The 14200-nt window shown below is 46.8% G+C and carries 16 protein-coding genes and 4 tRNA genes; 6 read left to right on the top strand and 14 right to left on the bottom strand.

Annotation, left to right across the window (positions count from 1 at the left end; all coding sequences use genetic code 11):
* Window position 1 precedes the first annotated feature (1 nt).
* The gene (gene obgE / locus F8L24_RS01625) at window positions 2-1123 is read right to left on the bottom strand and encodes a GTPase ObgE (RefSeq protein WP_294951151.1); all 1122 of its coding nucleotides are present in this window, start codon (window positions 1121-1123) and stop codon (window positions 2-4) included.
* A gap of 144 nt (window positions 1124-1267) precedes the next feature.
* Here obgE and F8L24_RS01620 point away from each other — a divergent pair, with 144 nt between their 5' ends.
* Window positions 1268-1585 carry a hypothetical protein gene (locus F8L24_RS01620; RefSeq protein ID WP_294951150.1) on the top strand — a complete coding sequence of 106 codons (318 nt, stop codon included), beginning with the start codon at window positions 1268-1270 and terminating at the stop codon, window positions 1583-1585.
* Between the two features lie 96 nt (window positions 1586-1681).
* Here F8L24_RS01620 and rpmA read toward each other — a convergent pair whose 3' ends face one another.
* The 13 genes from rpmA to ileS all read right to left on the bottom strand — a co-directional run bounded on the left by rpmA (window position 1682) and on the right by ileS (window position 13200).
* Window positions 1682-1936: a 50S ribosomal protein L27 gene (gene rpmA, locus F8L24_RS01615; RefSeq protein WP_294951149.1), complete on the bottom strand. Its 255-nt coding sequence runs from the start codon at window positions 1934-1936 to the stop codon at window positions 1682-1684.
* Between the two features lie 18 nt (window positions 1937-1954).
* Entirely contained in the window at window positions 1955-2260 is a 306-nt protein-coding gene (gene rplU, locus F8L24_RS01610) for a 50S ribosomal protein L21 (protein ID WP_294951148.1), read from the bottom strand.
* Between the two features lie 85 nt (window positions 2261-2345).
* Window positions 2346-2741: a RidA family protein gene (locus F8L24_RS01605; protein WP_294951147.1), complete on the bottom strand. Its 396-nt coding sequence runs from the start codon at window positions 2739-2741 to the stop codon at window positions 2346-2348.
* A 10-nt stretch (window positions 2742-2751) separates the two neighbouring features.
* Complete coding sequence (locus tag F8L24_RS01600; protein ID WP_294951146.1) at window positions 2752-3096, bottom strand: hypothetical protein; 345 nt, start codon at window positions 3094-3096, stop codon at window positions 2752-2754.
* Window positions 3097-3133: 37 nt separating this feature from the next.
* Window positions 3134-3811: a ThiF family adenylyltransferase gene (locus F8L24_RS01595; RefSeq protein ID WP_294951145.1), complete on the bottom strand. Its 678-nt coding sequence runs from the start codon at window positions 3809-3811 to the stop codon at window positions 3134-3136.
* Window positions 3812-3825: 14 nt separating this feature from the next.
* The gene (locus F8L24_RS01590) at window positions 3826-4641 is read right to left on the bottom strand and encodes a carbon-nitrogen hydrolase family protein (RefSeq protein WP_294951144.1); all 816 of its coding nucleotides are present in this window, start codon (window positions 4639-4641) and stop codon (window positions 3826-3828) included.
* The gene (xseB, locus tag F8L24_RS01585; RefSeq protein ID WP_294951143.1) at window positions 4631-4849 is read right to left on the bottom strand and encodes an exodeoxyribonuclease VII small subunit; all 219 of its coding nucleotides are present in this window, start codon (window positions 4847-4849) and stop codon (window positions 4631-4633) included. Before xseB ends, F8L24_RS01590 begins: the two co-directional genes overlap by 11 nt.
* A gap of 88 nt (window positions 4850-4937) precedes the next feature.
* Window positions 4938-6032: a homoserine O-acetyltransferase gene (locus F8L24_RS01580; RefSeq protein WP_294951142.1), complete on the bottom strand. Its 1095-nt coding sequence runs from the start codon at window positions 6030-6032 to the stop codon at window positions 4938-4940.
* Between the two features lie 88 nt (window positions 6033-6120).
* The gene (locus F8L24_RS01575; RefSeq protein ID WP_294951141.1) at window positions 6121-7383 is read right to left on the bottom strand and encodes an aminotransferase class I/II-fold pyridoxal phosphate-dependent enzyme; all 1263 of its coding nucleotides are present in this window, start codon (window positions 7381-7383) and stop codon (window positions 6121-6123) included.
* A gap of 109 nt (window positions 7384-7492) precedes the next feature.
* Complete coding sequence (gene guaB / locus F8L24_RS01570) at window positions 7493-8938, bottom strand: IMP dehydrogenase (protein ID WP_294951140.1); 1446 nt, start codon at window positions 8936-8938, stop codon at window positions 7493-7495.
* 11 nt (window positions 8939-8949) lie between these two features.
* Complete coding sequence (gene gatA, locus F8L24_RS01565; RefSeq protein WP_294951139.1) at window positions 8950-10293, bottom strand: Asp-tRNA(Asn)/Glu-tRNA(Gln) amidotransferase subunit GatA; 1344 nt, start codon at window positions 10291-10293, stop codon at window positions 8950-8952.
* 25 nt (window positions 10294-10318) lie between these two features.
* The gene (locus tag F8L24_RS01560; RefSeq protein WP_294951138.1) at window positions 10319-10444 is read right to left on the bottom strand and encodes a hypothetical protein; all 126 of its coding nucleotides are present in this window, start codon (window positions 10442-10444) and stop codon (window positions 10319-10321) included.
* Window positions 10444-13200 (bottom strand): isoleucine--tRNA ligase, encoded by a 2757-nt coding sequence (gene ileS, locus F8L24_RS01555; RefSeq protein ID WP_294951137.1) that lies wholly within the window; start codon window positions 13198-13200, stop codon window positions 10444-10446. The genes F8L24_RS01560 and ileS overlap by 1 nt, the downstream gene beginning before the upstream one ends.
* Window positions 13201-13280: 80 nt before the next feature.
* On the opposite strand from ileS, the gene F8L24_RS01550 reads away from it, so the two are divergent.
* The 5 genes from F8L24_RS01550 (at window position 13281) to F8L24_RS01530 (ending at window position 14198) form a co-directional block, all read left to right on the top strand.
* Window positions 13281-13763, top strand: coding sequence for a CinA family protein (locus tag F8L24_RS01550; protein WP_294951136.1), 483 nt, complete (start codon window positions 13281-13283; stop codon window positions 13761-13763).
* Window positions 13764-13845: 82 nt separating this feature from the next.
* A tRNA-Lys gene (locus F8L24_RS01545) sits at window positions 13846-13921 on the top strand.
* Window positions 13922-13937: 16 nt separating this feature from the next.
* Window positions 13938-14014: transfer RNA gene (locus F8L24_RS01540), tRNA-Asp, on the top strand.
* A 13-nt stretch (window positions 14015-14027) separates the two neighbouring features.
* Window positions 14028-14103: transfer RNA gene (locus F8L24_RS01535), tRNA-Lys, on the top strand.
* Between the two features lie 19 nt (window positions 14104-14122).
* A tRNA-Val gene (locus tag F8L24_RS01530) sits at window positions 14123-14198 on the top strand.
* The last annotated feature ends 2 nt before the right edge of the window (window positions 14199-14200 follow it).

The following is a 14200-nucleotide window of genomic DNA, read 5'->3' as shown; positions in this document are numbered from 1 at the left end:
CCTACTTCTCTTCGGCTTCTGTTTCTTCTTTGACATTTTTGACAAAATCACCCAGCGCATAACGCAGTGCTTCCGTATTGATATGCGCAACGGAAGAGATCGGCAGGACGAACAGCGGCTCTTTTTGGGGCAGAGGTACACCAAAATCCGTTTTGAATCCGTAAGAGAGATAGTTCATGTCCGCTTTGTATTTTTTCAGCGTATCATTCGCTTCCAACCCAATATCTTTCAGGAACGTCTCTGTCAGTGTATTGACCTCATCCCGGCTCAATGAGTCTATTTTGGTAATGGCAATGGCATGTTTCCTGCCGGCAAGCGTTTCAGAATATCTGTCCAGCTCCACCAGCAGTGTTTCATACTGATATTTCATCTCTCTGTAATTGGCTGCATCTATCATCAACAGAAGTGTTTTTGTTCTTTCGATATGCCGGAGAAACTCCAGTCCCAGACCGCGTCCGTCACTTGCTCCCTCGATAATACCCGGAATATCTGCCATCATGAATGAATCGTAGTCACTGACATGCACCACACCGAGTTTGGGTGTCAATGTGGTAAATTCATAGTTCGCTACCTGAGGACGGGCGTTGGAAAGGGTTGCTATCAGGGTTGATTTACCCACATTCGGATATCCGACGAGACCGACATCGGCAATGAGTTTCATCTCAAGCCTGACCTGTTTGGTAATACCGGGAAGCCCCGGCTGTGCATAGGTCGGCCGCTGGTTCGTCGAACTTTTGAAGTGCATATTGCCCAAACCGCCTTTCCCGCCCTCAAGGAATTTGACGATCTGACCTTCTTCTATAAGATCGAGCAGTTCTTCTCCTGTCTCCATATCTACCACCACGGTCCCCGGAGGTACAATGATCGTTGTATCCTGGCCTTTGCGCCCATACTTCTTGCGTCCTTCTCCCGGACGGCCGTTCTCCGCTTTGATGTGATTACGGCCTCTGAGACCTGAGAGCGTATCGGTATTATTGTCTACTTTGAAAAATACCGAGCCGCCACGCCCGCCATCACCGCCGTCCGGCCCGCCCTTGATAACGAATTTCTCCGTCCAGAACGAGATGGCACCGGCACCGCCTTTACCTGAGCTGATCGTTAGATCTACACTGTCTACAAACATATATTTACCTTTAAATCTATAAAAAAACCATTATAGGTTGTTGCTATAATGACAAATCAATTACGGAATTATATCTAAATTAGAAAAATAGTCGCTATAATTTCTTAGCGTAATTCCTACCATATTCTTTTTGAGGTGAGTCCGATGAAATATTTAAAACCTGTCATGCTTCTTGCAGTATCTTCCCTCTTGTTTACGGCATGCGGAGGCCCGCACCACGTTCCCCAAAGTAAAGGCGGATTTTACTATGACGGCATTTATTTTGGGAAAAACTTTTCAGAAACATTTAAAGAGGGCATTGAGGACGGCTGCAAAACCGCCCAGGCACACTATACAAAAAATCATACACTCTTTAAGATCGACAAAGACTACAATGACGGATGGTTCCTCGGAAGAAGCAGGTGTATCCCTCTTTTTAAGGTTGAAGAAGAGGAAGAACCTGTCAACTCAGCAGAGAAATAGTCAGAGTTGTGGGCTTGTGTCCTTACCGATTGTTAATAAATTTTAAGAAATTGTGGAAAACAGCACCCCACTTTCAGGTGAAGTGCTTATGGGGAATTATGCAGGAACGACAGAAACTCTTTTCTGGCTTCTTGTTTTGTTCTCAAATTGTACTACACCTTCTACAAGTGCGAAAATAGTATGGTCTTTACCCATACCTACACCGTTGCCCGGATGTACTTTTGTACCTCTTTGTCTAATGATGATGTTACCCGGGATAACTGCTTCACCACCGAATTTTTTCACGCCGAGACGACGTCCAGCTGAATCACGGTTGTTCTGAGTGGATCCTTGACCTTTCTTGTGTGCCATATCTTGCTCCTTCTATATTTATGCGATTTTAGTAATTCTTACTCTGGTGAAGTCTCTTCTGAAACCTCTTTTGAGCTTTGAATCTTTTCTTCTTCTTTTCTTATAGATGATCACTTTCTTGTCTCTGCCTTCGTTGATCACCTCACCTTTAACAACCGCACCTTCTACGAAAGGCGTACCGACTGTTAATTCACCGTTGTCCATTGCGAGAACTTCTTTGAACTCTACTGCTGCTTTTGGCTCAAGACCCATGTTGTCAAAACAGATGATATCACCCTCTTGCACTTTGAATTGTTGGCCACTTGCTTTAATGATTGCGTACATTGCAAACCCTTTACTATCTGTGTATTTTAAAAAAGTTTGAGATTATACCCAAACAATGTTTAATATTTTTTTAAAGTACTGAATATTAACCAAAATCAACGTGTCGGTCTGCAAATGCAATACACTCGATCTCAACCAGCGCATTTTTGGGGAGCGATCTGACAGCGACAGTACTTCTTGCCGGTCTATGGGCACCGAAATAATGGGCATATACTTTGTTCACCGTTTCAAAGTCATTCATGTCTGCAAGATAGATCGTTGTTTTGATCACGTCCGAGAACTGTGCCCCGGCAGCAGCAAGTACATAAAAAAGATTTTTGATGACCTGATGCGTCTGCTGCTCTACTCCGCGTGTTTCCATATTGCCGTCAGGCATCAGTGCGATCTGTCCTGAAGTATAGACCAACCCGTTTGCAACAATTGCCTGTGAATAAGGGCCTATCGCCTTTGGTGCTTCATCTGTAGCTATGATTCTTGCCATATTTTATCCTTTATTTGGTATTTCTTTCGTAGAAGATATAAGAAGTGGAGTAGTCAGAAAACTCAAAATACACTTTTTTCTCTCCGGGATCTATTTTTCCGTTCATATTCAGATCATCCACTCCATATCCGTAGCGGTAGGGTCGTATCTTCCCATCGTTGCTTCCAAAAGCGGTAGAAAGCTTGTCGATTTTGATGAATTTATGTACCAGCTTGTCTCCTGCATATACATCCAATACACCGTTCGTTCCTGTCCAGTTCTGCAAAGAACGGCTTAAAGAGTTCTGTGTCTCCTGTGTACAGCCGGAAAAAAGCATTGCTGCCGTTCCCAACAGCATAAAAAGTTTTATTTTCATACCCGCATCCTTTAAAATTTGTGTTATTCTAACACGATTATACTTTTGGCATTCCGAATTTTTGGGTGATCAACTCACCCTCGTCGTTAAAATAGAGATAGTAGAGTTTGTCTTTCACCACAGGCAGGCCCGCAAGATACCTCAGAGCCAGATTCGCTTCCAGCGATCCGATATGCATTACGATAGGTGCAGCAATACCCCCTGGTTTATGGTCAGAAATATTAAAGACTTGAAAATTGGCCTTTTCAAAGAAACAAACCTGGCCGTTGAACTCTTCAACACTGGCATAGACCCATGGTGTCCCTGTTGCTTTGGCATATTTGTCTATTTCACTTCTGACAGGAAGATTGTCCGTAGCATCAAGGATCAGATCATAACGGTTCCCTCTCTCTTTGAAATCATCAAAGGGCATATCATATGCTATAGCTTTGACAAAAGGATTTTTCGCTTCAATGAGTTTTACGATCGCCCTAGCTTTGTTCTTTCCTTCATCCGCAAGCGTAAAAGCGATCTGACGATGAATATTATGGGTAGAGACGGTATCGAAATCGACCATATGTATTTCTCCGATCCCTGAGGTACCCAGTGCCAAGGCCAGGGTCGAGCCCAGTCCGCCCGATCCGATAATGGCTATCGTTTTTGTCTGAAGGGATTTTTGTGTACTTTCTCCCCAAAGCTGTATCTGTCTGTTAAAATACTCTTCCGTTGATACCATTTTCATGCTCCTTTTCAGCCTGATATTTCACGCTGCTTCAATTCTCTCTCAAACCCCCAGGCTTTACGGTGTTCAAGTACTTCTGCTCTTTCTATGACTTCTATCAGCATAGATTCTTTGTCTTCGAGCATCATTTCTACTTCGCCTTCAGGGGAAACCAGCATGGTATCGCCGTAAAACTTCCATTTGACTTCATTGTCACTGTACTCACCGAGACGGTTGGCTCTAAGAACAAAACAACCATGCAGAAAGGCTTTGGTCTTGATGATTTCCCTCCACCGGTTGTGGGAACCGAATGTAGAAGCGGTAGGAAGCAGGACAAGGTCTATTTTCTTGTGGGTCACCATTTGCCAGAACGGATCGAAATGCAGTTCAAAACCGGCCATCACCATGACCTTGAAACCTTTGATCGTAAAGCTCATTGGTGCTTTGAGCGGTACTACAGGATTGGCAAAAAACCTTTTTTCATTCCAGTGTGCATAAGGCAGCAGTATCTGCTGTTCATAATACCTGGTATGTTTGGGCGTAACTTTGACAATGGTTTTATGATAGCCGTCTTTTTTCGTCACAATGATAGGTGCAATAAAAACGATATCATATTTAATCGCAAGATTTTTTAGCAGTTCAGTATGTTTTCGGCTTTGTTCTTTCACCATGTTGGGTGCCATAGTGGCAAACTCTTTGAAAAAATGGTTCAGCACATATTCGCCTAACAGCATTATGTCTGCACCGCGGCTGTGTGCCTGCTTGAGGTAAAATTCAAGCCGTGTCGCGTTCATCCCCAGTGTTGGCAGCTGCAATGCGGCTACGACAAGCTGTTTAACTGCCATCATCTATGCCTGCAAGCTGCTGATTCTGCTGTTCTATTACCGTGATCTTCATTTTGGCTTCTTCAATGAGTTTTTGTGCTTCTTTGATGTTCTTAAGACCCTCTTCGTAAAGCTTGACCGATTCTTCCAGAGTAATCTCCGGATTCATCAGCTTTTCAAGCAGTTCTTTGGAATATGCCAGTTTTTCTTCAAATGTTTTTGTTTTCATTCCTGCATCCTTTTATGGTACGCGGCTACGCACCTTACAATAGTATAAGAGCTTTCTGTAAAGAAAGCATACTGTAATTTTTCATTTTTCACTTCAGTACATCTGCAATGTTCTGACTGAACTTGTCCAGCTCTACAAGGAAAGCATCATGCCCGTAGTCACTCTCTACTTCAAGATAGGAATACTTCTGTCCGTTGCGTTCCATCATATTGGCTATATGCTCCATTTCCGAAGGGAAAAAGAGATAATCCGAAGAAAAGGAGATCAAATGCACCGCAGCTTTGATCCGCAAGATTGCATCATGCAGCGAATCATACCCTCTGCTCAAGTTGAAAGTATTGATGGCCTTGACGATATAAAGATAGGAGAGAGGATCGAAGATCCGGGAAAAGTTGTTCGTATTGTATTCCATATAACGCTCCACTTCATAGCGTCCGAAAAGTTCGAAAAGGCCATCATTGCTAACATAATTTCTTCCGAATTTTTCATCCATAGATGTAGGAGAAAGGTAAGAGATGTGCCCTGCAATACGGCCGATCGCCAAACCGTCCAGTCCCTCTTCTTCAAAAGCATCCTTGGCATAGTTTCCGTGTTCGAAACGCGGATCTCTGCGAATAGCCTCAACCGCTACTTTATTGAATGCTATGGTCCAGGGTCGTGTTGCATAAGTCGCTGCCAGTGAAATGACATGATCTGCCAAATTTGGGTAATCTACTGCAAACTGCAACGCCTGCATTCCCCCCATGGAACCGCCCACGATCGCTTTGAGGTGGTAGATACCCAAATCCGAAAGCAGCTGCATTTGTGCCCTGATCATATCTTTGATCGTCACGACAGGGAACTTCAGACGATACGGCTCTAAGGAAGGATAACTTTCGCTCATGGGTCCTGTACTGCCAAAACACGAACCCACAACATTGGTACAGATGACAAAATATTTGCTTGTATCGATCGCTTTGCCCTCGCCGATAAGACCATCCCACCAGCCGGGTTTTCTGTCGCCTTCATACGTTCCGGCAGCATGATGGGAACCGCTTAAGGCATGACAGACCAGAACAACATTGGACTTGTCGTCATTCAGTTCACCATACGTCTCGTACGCTACTTCATACGGCTCCAAAATACGGCCGCTTTCAAGGTAGAGGGGTGAAGAGAAATGTGCTGTTTTCGTTTCGATTTTCATGTGCTGCTTTAGTGATAGGATAATGTTTTGCCATTTTATCTAATTTGGGCTTTTGTTTCGTAGGGTGCGTAGTCACGCACCCTACGGATTATCCCAATGCTTTTTCAAGATCATCAATGAGATCCTGCGTATCTTCCAGCCCGACACTGAGCCTGATAAGCCCGCCGGGGACACCCGCATCGATGAGCTCCTGGTCTGACAGCTGCTGGTGCGTGGTACTTGCAGGATGTGTGATGATGGACTTGCTGTCCCCAATGTTTACTACTACCGCAAAGATCTCCGTACTGTCCGCGATCTTCTGCGCCATCTCTTTATTTTCCACTTCAAAGGAAAGCAGGCCGCTCGCCATACCGTCTTTGAAATATTTTTCTATCAGATAATGCTGAGGAGAGCTTTTCAACCCGGGATAATTGACCTTTTTCACCTTCGGATGTGTTTCCAGGAATTCCGCGATCGCCAATGCCGATGCAGAGTGCTGTTTCATACGAAGTGGCAAATGCTCAAGGCCCTGGATGTGCAGCCACGAGTTGAACGGGCTGGGTGCGCCGCCAAGGTCACGCAGGAGGGCCAGTCGTACTCTCAGTGTGAACAGAGGCAGAGGCAGATCGCTGTAAACCAGCCCATGATAACTGGCATCCGGTTCATTGAAATGATAGTAGCGGTCATTCCCTTTGATCTTTTCGACAAGCTCCTTACGCTCAACGATGATACCGCCAAGGGCAAGCCCCTGCCCTGTCGTGTATTTGCTTGTACTGTGTACAGAGAGGTCCACACCCTGTGCAAGCGGCTTGCAGAGGATCGGAGTAGCCACGGTATTGTCCACACAAGTCAGAATGCCGTGTCTGTCCGCAATGGACACGATCGCATCGATATCGGCCACATCGATACTCGGATTGGTGATACTTTCAAAAATGATCAGCTTCGTCTTTTCATCGACAAGCCCTTCTATCTGTGCAGGGTCCGTCACATCAAAATAGCGTGTTTCGATACCAAAACGCTTGATGGTATGCCCGGTCAGTGTCGTCGTTCCTCCATAAACCTGCTTTGCTACGATGATGTTGTCGCCCGCTTCCGCCACATTGGCAATGGCATAGAAGATCGCCGCCATTCCCGATGCCGTACCGATGGCAGCCGCACCGCCTTCAATCGCTGCAAAACGCTTTTCGAAGACATCCGTTGTCGGATTCATCAGACGGGTATAGATATTGCCAAGCTCTTTGAGTGCAAAGAGGTTCGCTGCATGTTCCGTATCTCTGAATTCATACGCTGTCGTCTGGTAGATCGGTACTGCCATAGTCCCCATAGCATCTTTGTCGTATCCTGCATGGATCGCAAGTGTCTGTTCGTGCATTAGTATTCCTTATTAGCTTGTATTGATAAATTATAGCTTGTGCTTGCTTGAAGTTTGAATGAAATTGAAGATCCACCTTGAAAAAGGTGGGATAGAAAGATGAAGATATTTAACCGTGATAGTTGGGAGACTCTTTGGTGATCGTTACATCATGCACATGTGACTCTTTGAGTCCCGCAGAAGTGATCTCCACGAATTCCGCTTTTTCCCAGAACACTTTGATGCTCTCGGATCCGCAGTAGCCCATGGAAGAACGGAGTCCGCCGATCATCTGGTGTACGACATCAGCGATCTTTCCTCTGTAAGGCACACGCCCTTCGATCCCTTCTGGAACGAGTTTGTCCGCTGCGGTTCCTTCCTGGAAATATCTGTCTGTACTTCCTTTGGTCATCGCACCGATACTTCCCATACCTCTATACTCTTTGAACTGTCTGCCGTTATAGATGATCATCTCACCTGGTGCCTCGTAGGTTCCCGCCAGTGCGGAACCGAGCATCACGCAGCTTCCGCCGACCGCAAGCGCTTTTGCTACGTCACCTGAGTACTTGATGCCGCCGTCTGCAATAACAGGTACACCTGCTTTGTTGGCAACCTCTGCCACCTCATCAATAGCAGAGATCTGGGGTACACCCACACCGGCAACGATACGTGTCGTACAGATGGAACCGGGCCCGATACCCACTTTTACCCCATCTGCACCAGCCTCAATCAAATCCAATGCCGCTGCTCCTGTAGCGATATTCCCTGCGATCACATCCACATCCAACTCTTTTTTGATGAGTTTCACCGTATCGATGATCCCCTGGGAATGGCCGTGTGCGGAGTCAAGAACAATCACATCCACACCTGCTTCCACCAGTGCCGAAGCTCTGTCAAGCTGTCCTACTCCGATCGCCGCAGCTACTCTGAGACGGCCGAATTCATCTTTGTTTGCATTGGGGAACTGTACTTTTTTCTCAATATCTTTAATAGTAATCAGACCGATCAATTTGTTGTCATCATCCACGATAGGCAGTTTTTCGATCTTATGCTTCTGAAGCACTTTCGCCGCCTCTTCGAGCGTGGTGCCTTTCTTTGCCGTTACCAGCGGGGCCGGCGTCATGGTAGCGGCCACTTTGAGGCTCATATCAGTGATGAAACGCATATCACGGTTCGTGATGATACCGATGAGTTTCTTTTCTGCATCCACAACAGGCACGCCTGAAATTCTGTATTCTCCCATCAGAGCATCCGCTTCACCTACCGTCGCTTCCGGACTGATATAGATAGGATCGATGATGATCCCGCTTTCGGATTTCTTGACCTTTTTGACCTGAAGCGCCTGTGTGGCCACATCCATGTTCTTGTGGATCACACCGATCCCGCCCAGTCTTGCCATAGCGATCGCTGCCTTGAACTCCGTAACGGTATCCATCGCAGCGGAAACAATAGGAATATTGAGGGAAACATTGCGTGTCAGTTGCGTCTTGACACTGACTTCTTTGGGAAGAACCGTTGAGTGTTGCGGGACCAGTAATACATCTTCAAATGTGAGTGCTCTTTTTTTAATGTTCATTCTTTATTCCTTTAGTGTGTATAGTTGACTGCTTTTTCCATACTGGCAGCACCGTTAAAAAGTATTTTTTCATCAAAGGCTTTGGCGATCAGCTGCAGTCCGACAGGCATACCTTCATCATTCTTTGCCACAGGAAGCGAAATACCCGGCAATCCGGCAAGGTTTACCCCCAGCGTATACATATCGCTCTTGTACATCTCGAGAGGATCGTGGATCGAACCCATTTTTGGAGCCACGGAGGGTGCTACCGGAGAGAGGATCAGATCTGCCTCTTCAAAAATCCTGTTGTATGCATCACGGATCAAGTGTCTTACCTTCTGCGCTTTGACATAGTAGGCATCATAATACCCCGAAGAGAGTACGAAGTTGCCGAGCATGATACGTCTTTTGACCTCTTCCCCGAAACCTTCGCTTCTTGTATTGAAAAACAGCTCTTCCGTATTTTTCGCTTCAGCTCTCCGTCCGTAGCGTACACCATCATAACGGGCCAGGTTCGTGGCCGCTTCCGCTGTGGCAAGTACATAGTACGTCGCGATATCATACTTGGTATTGGACATCTCTTTATGTACGATGGTGTGTCCCGCCGCTTCAAGTTTGCTGACGGTCTTATTGAACGCTTTGCGGATATCCGCATCGGCCGCATCGATATGTGAGTCGATCACGGCTATGGTCAGTTTCACATCCGGGTTGAGATGGTTGGCGATATCTTCTATCTCGAAATCCGCAGAGGTGGAATCTTTGTCGTCATGCCCCTTGATCGCATCGTACAGAATAGCTGCATCTTCCACATTCTGGGCTATCGGCCCGATCTGGTCGAGGCTTGAAGCATAGGCGGAAAGCCCAAAACGGCTGACCCGTCCGTAGGTAGGTTTCATTCCCACGACACCGCAATAGGCTGCCGGCTGCCGGATGGAACCGCCCGTATCGGAACCCAGGGCGGCAATGGCTATGCCACCGGCAACCGCTGCTGCCGAACCGCCCGAAGAACCGCCGGGAACCCTGTCCGTTCCGTGGGGATTCTTTGTCGGGCCGTAAAAAGAACTTTCCGTTGTGGAACCCATAGCAAATTCATCCATGTTGGCTCTTCCGAAAGGCATCATCCCTTTGGCTTTGAGGTTCCTGATCGCAGTGGCTTCATAAGGGGCAATATACCCCTGAAGGATCTTTGAACCTGAAGTAACAGGCCAGTTTTTTACCTGGATATTGTCCTTGATAAGGATCGGTATACCCTCTCCCGAAGACTCATAGCCTACATAGGCGTTCAAGTCTGATGCTTTTGCCCTCTCTTCGAGCTCCGCTCTGAGTGCTGTCAACTCTTCGCCGGATTTTGTCAATGCTTCTTTCAGTGTTATCACGCTATATCCTTCTATTCGTCATTCTTCACTTTATTTTGAACTTCTTTTTATAGTACACTACCGCTCCCAACCCGACTCCTACCATAGCAAAGATGAAGAAGATTGATCCGACGATCACTTCCATCGGTACGGGCTGGGACAGATCGAACATCAGGCACCTGCCACTTTTTCACAACGCTCACAGAGACACGATTCTGACGTACTGGTATATCTCCAGCATCTCGGACATTTGGCCATGGTCGCTTTATGTACGGTAAAAGTTTTACCTTCCACTTCAAAAGAGGCAACTTTCTCTCCTTCACTGCTCTCTTTCACCGCGGAGACAACGAACCAGTCTTCAAGGTTTTTGTCATCGCTGATCGGGAGTATACTTCTCTCTCCGGCGATCTCGAGTTCCAGTGTCGCTTTGATGACCTTCTCTTTTTTCAGAGAATCGATCGCTTCGGAGAACTTTTCGCGCGCTTCAAGCAGGATCGCATCATCGAAACCTGCTGCTATTTCAGGTACCGGTTCGTAAAGCAGGTCAAAAACATTTTCCATATCACCTTTAAAGAGGGCCGGTGCATATTCCAGTATCTCGTCTGCCGTGTAGGTCAAGACCGGTGCGATCAGTCCAAGCATCGCTTTGGAGACCAGGGCCATGACAGACTGTGTCGCACGTCTGACATCCGAGTTTTTCGCTTCACAGTAAAGCCTGTCTTTGGTAATATCCATATAGATACCGCTGAGCTCATTGGTGATGAAATAATTCAGCACGGCAAACCCTTTCAGGAAATCATTGCTGTCGAAACTCATTTTGACCAAGGCAAAAACCGTATTCGCTTTGTTCAGTATCCACCGGTCCAGTTCACCGTATGCTTCCGCCGCAACCAGCGTATCGAGGTCGTTCACGTTGGCAAGCAGGAACCTGAAAGTATTGCGTATCTTTCTGTACTGCTCCGCCGTTTGCTTCAAAATGCCGTCAGAGATCTTCAGGTCCGTCTGGTAATCCGACAGCGCTACCCAGAGTCTGAGTATCTCTGAACCATACTGCTTGATAACCTTGTCCGGAGCAACGACGTTCCCTTTGGACTTGGACATTTTCTCACCCTTGTCATCCACGGTGAACCCATGGGTGATAAGCGTTTCATAGGGGGAGATCTGGTTGATCGCTGCACTCAAAAGCAGTGAGGACTGGAACCAGCCTCTGTGCTGGTCGGATCCTTCAAGATAAAGGGATGCAGGGTAATTTCCTGCATCGTAATTACCCGAACTCAGTACCGAATTCCAGGTCGAACCGCTGTCGAACCATACATCAAGGATATCTTCGATCTTTTCAAGATCATCCGGATTGTATTGGCTGCCCTGAGGAAGAAGCTCGGCGATATTCATGGAGTACCAGGCATCCGCACCGTGTTCGTCGAACAAGGCTGCTACATGTTCAAGTACGTCTTCATCGAAGATCACCTCTTTGGTACTCTTCACCCTGAAGAATGCTATCGGCACACCCCAGCTTCTCTGACGCGAGATACACCAGTCCGGTCTGCCTTCGATCATCGGCTGCAGTCTGTTCTTTGCAGATGCAGGATAGAAGTCAACAGACTCTATAGCATTCAATGCCGATTCCCTCAATGTTTTGTCAGCACCTTTGGGTGTATCGTCGATCGAAATGAACCACTGGTTGGTCGCCCGGTAGATCAGCGGTTTTTTCGTTCTCCAGCAGTGCGGATAGGAGTGGGTAAACTTGCTCACTTTCAACAGGCTGTCACCCAGCAGTTCCAAAATAGGTTCGTTGGCTTTGAAAATGTGCATTCCTACAAACTTCTCAGGTTCAGGCAAAAGATTCAAACCTGCAACAGACTCGTCATACAGTCCTTTTTCATTGACAGGCATGATCACTTCAAGGTCGTTTTTCAGTCCTACTTTGTAGTCATCCTCACCATGTCCCGGAGCGGTGTGGACACAACCCGTACCGCCATCCATCAGGACATGCTCCCCCAGTACCACTTTGGAGGAACGTCCGTTCAGAGGATTGATCGCCAGCAGTCCGTCGAGTTCGGTTGCAGCGATCTTGCGGGAGGCATGCCCGGAAACGACACCCTCTTCAATCATCGCATCGTAACGCGCATCTGCAACGATATGTCCGTCATTGGTAAGCACATACATTTCATCCGGGTTGATAGAAATACCGGTATTGGCAGGCAGTGTCCACGGTGTTGTTGTCCAAATGACCAGACCGGCCTTTCCCTCTACCCCTATCTTTTCTTTGGCTGCATCGGAAAGTTCAAAGTGCACATAGATTGAGTAATCTTCTTTATCTTCATACTCCACTTCTGCATCTGCCAGTGCTGTCTGCGCCGCCCACGACCAGAAGATCGGCTTATGGCGTTCTACCAAAAGTCCCCGCTTGGCCACTTCACATAGGGTTCGGTAAATGTTCGCTTCAAATTTGAAATCCATCGTGACATACGGATGTTCCCAGTCAGCGATCACACCGAGCGACTTGAAACCGTCTCTTTGTATATCGATGAACTTGGCGGCATGTTCCCGGCAAAGGGCTCTAAACTGCTCAGTCGGCATGGCTTCTTTCTTGCTTTTGCCGAGTTTCTCTTCGACCTTCTGCTCGATAGGCAGACCATGACAGTCCCAGCCCGGCGTCATACGGACCGCTTTGCCCTGAAAATAGTTGTACTTCAGGATGATATCTTTAAGTATCTTGTTGAGTGCATGACCGATGTGAATGTCACCATTGGCATACGGAGGCCCGTCATGCAGCGTGAACATTTCGGCACCTTCACGTTTGGTTTTCATTTGGCCATATATATCGGTATCAAACCAGGCTTTGTACTTTTTGGGTTCATTGTTTGGGAGGTTTCCGCGCATCGGGAAGTCTGTTTTGGGGAGGAGAAGCGTCTCTTTATAATCCATAGTTGATAATACCTTGCTCATTATTATCCCGTGATTGTATCCAAAAGTGAATTAGAAGCTACTTTTGATACAATCTTCTTATGGAAAATACTCGAAATACTGTTGAAAAACTTATAAAAACACTTAGTAGACAAAAACAGACTGTCAGTTTTGCAGAAAGCTGTACCGGAGGAAGAATCGCTGCAGCGTTTACGGCTGTTCCAGGTGCTTCCAACATCCTTCACGGTTCAGTGGTAAGCTACTCCAATGAGATCAAACACCGCTGGCTCGGTGTCAGCAGAGAAACACTTGAAACATACGGAGCAGTCAGCCGTGCCTGTGTCGAAGAGATGCTGAACGGCATACAGAAACTTGCAGAGAGTGATTATGCCATAGCAGTCTCCGGAATAGCGGGACCGACAGGAGGTACGGAGCTCAAGCCGGTAGGCACGGTCTATATAGGTATTAAAACACCTTTTTCGCAGGAAGTATATCATTGTCATTTTCATGGCAGCCGCGAAGAGATACAGGAACAATCCGTTATCTTTGCCGTCAGGAAACTCGATGAAGTGATAAATTTTTAAATAATTTTAAAATTCTCTTGACAATCGAAGGTTTCTGAGCTATAATTCCGTCCACTTATTGCAAGTTAAACCTGCAAAATGTGACCCGTTAGCTCAGTTGGTAGAGCAACTCCCTTTTAAGGAGTGGGCCCTAGGTTCGAATCCTAGACGGGTCACCACTATAAGTATGTCATTGCGGCGGTAGTTCAGTTGGTTAGAATACCTGCCTGTCACGCAGGGGGTCGCGAGTTCGAGTCTCGTCCGCCGCGCCATGACAAAATGTAAGACCCGTTAGCTCAGTTGGTAGAGCAACTCCCTTTTAAGGAGTGGGCCCTAGGTTCGAATCCTAGACGGGTCACCACCACAACAATCACCCTTATGGTCGCTTAGCTCAGTTGGTAGAGCGCTACCCTTACAAGGTAGATGTCACAAGTTCGAGTCTTGTAGCGACCACCATT

The sequence above is a fragment of the Sulfurovum sp. genome (assembly GCF_015493435.1).
Taxonomy (GTDB): Bacteria; Campylobacterota; Campylobacteria; order Campylobacterales; family Sulfurovaceae; genus Sulfurovum.
This window is presented reverse-complemented; position numbering and strand designations above follow the sequence as displayed.

Bases quoted from the DNA above. Each gene is read 5' to 3' on its own strand.
- xseB (WP_294951143.1), bottom strand. From the start codon at position 4,849: ATGAAAACAAAAACATTTGAAGAAAAACTGGCATATTCCAAAGAACTG.
- F8L24_RS01575 (WP_294951141.1), bottom strand. From the start codon at position 7,383: ATGCACGAACAGACACTTGCGATCCATGCAGGATACGACAAAGATGCT.
- F8L24_RS01620 (WP_294951150.1), top strand. From the start codon at position 1,268: ATGAAATATTTAAAACCTGTCATGCTTCTTGCAGTATCTTCCCTCTTG.
- F8L24_RS01550 (WP_294951136.1), top strand. From the start codon at position 13,281: ATGGAAAATACTCGAAATACTGTTGAAAAACTTATAAAAACACTTAGT.
- F8L24_RS01580 (WP_294951142.1), bottom strand. From the start codon at position 6,032: ATGAAAATCGAAACGAAAACAGCACATTTCTCTTCACCCCTCTACCTT.
- obgE (WP_294951151.1), bottom strand. From the start codon at position 1,123: ATGTTTGTAGACAGTGTAGATCTAACGATCAGCTCAGGTAAAGGCGGT.
- F8L24_RS01590 (WP_294951144.1), bottom strand. From the start codon at position 4,641: ATGGCAGTTAAACAGCTTGTCGTAGCCGCATTGCAGCTGCCAACACTG.
- rplU (WP_294951148.1), bottom strand. From the start codon at position 2,260: ATGTACGCAATCATTAAAGCAAGTGGCCAACAATTCAAAGTGCAAGAG.
- F8L24_RS01600 (WP_294951146.1), bottom strand. From the start codon at position 3,096: ATGAAAATAAAACTTTTTATGCTGTTGGGAACGGCAGCAATGCTTTTT.
- rpmA (WP_294951149.1), bottom strand. From the start codon at position 1,936: ATGGCACACAAGAAAGGTCAAGGATCCACTCAGAACAACCGTGATTCA.
- F8L24_RS01605 (WP_294951147.1), bottom strand. From the start codon at position 2,741: ATGGCAAGAATCATAGCTACAGATGAAGCACCAAAGGCGATAGGCCCT.
- F8L24_RS01560 (WP_294951138.1), bottom strand. From the start codon at position 10,444: ATGTTCGATCTGTCCCAGCCCGTACCGATGGAAGTGATCGTCGGATCA.
- guaB (WP_294951140.1), bottom strand. From the start codon at position 8,938: ATGAACATTAAAAAAAGAGCACTCACATTTGAAGATGTATTACTGGTC.
- F8L24_RS01595 (WP_294951145.1), bottom strand. From the start codon at position 3,811: ATGGTATCAACGGAAGAGTATTTTAACAGACAGATACAGCTTTGGGGA.
- ileS (WP_294951137.1), bottom strand. From the start codon at position 13,200: ATGGATTATAAAGAGACGCTTCTCCTCCCCAAAACAGACTTCCCGATG.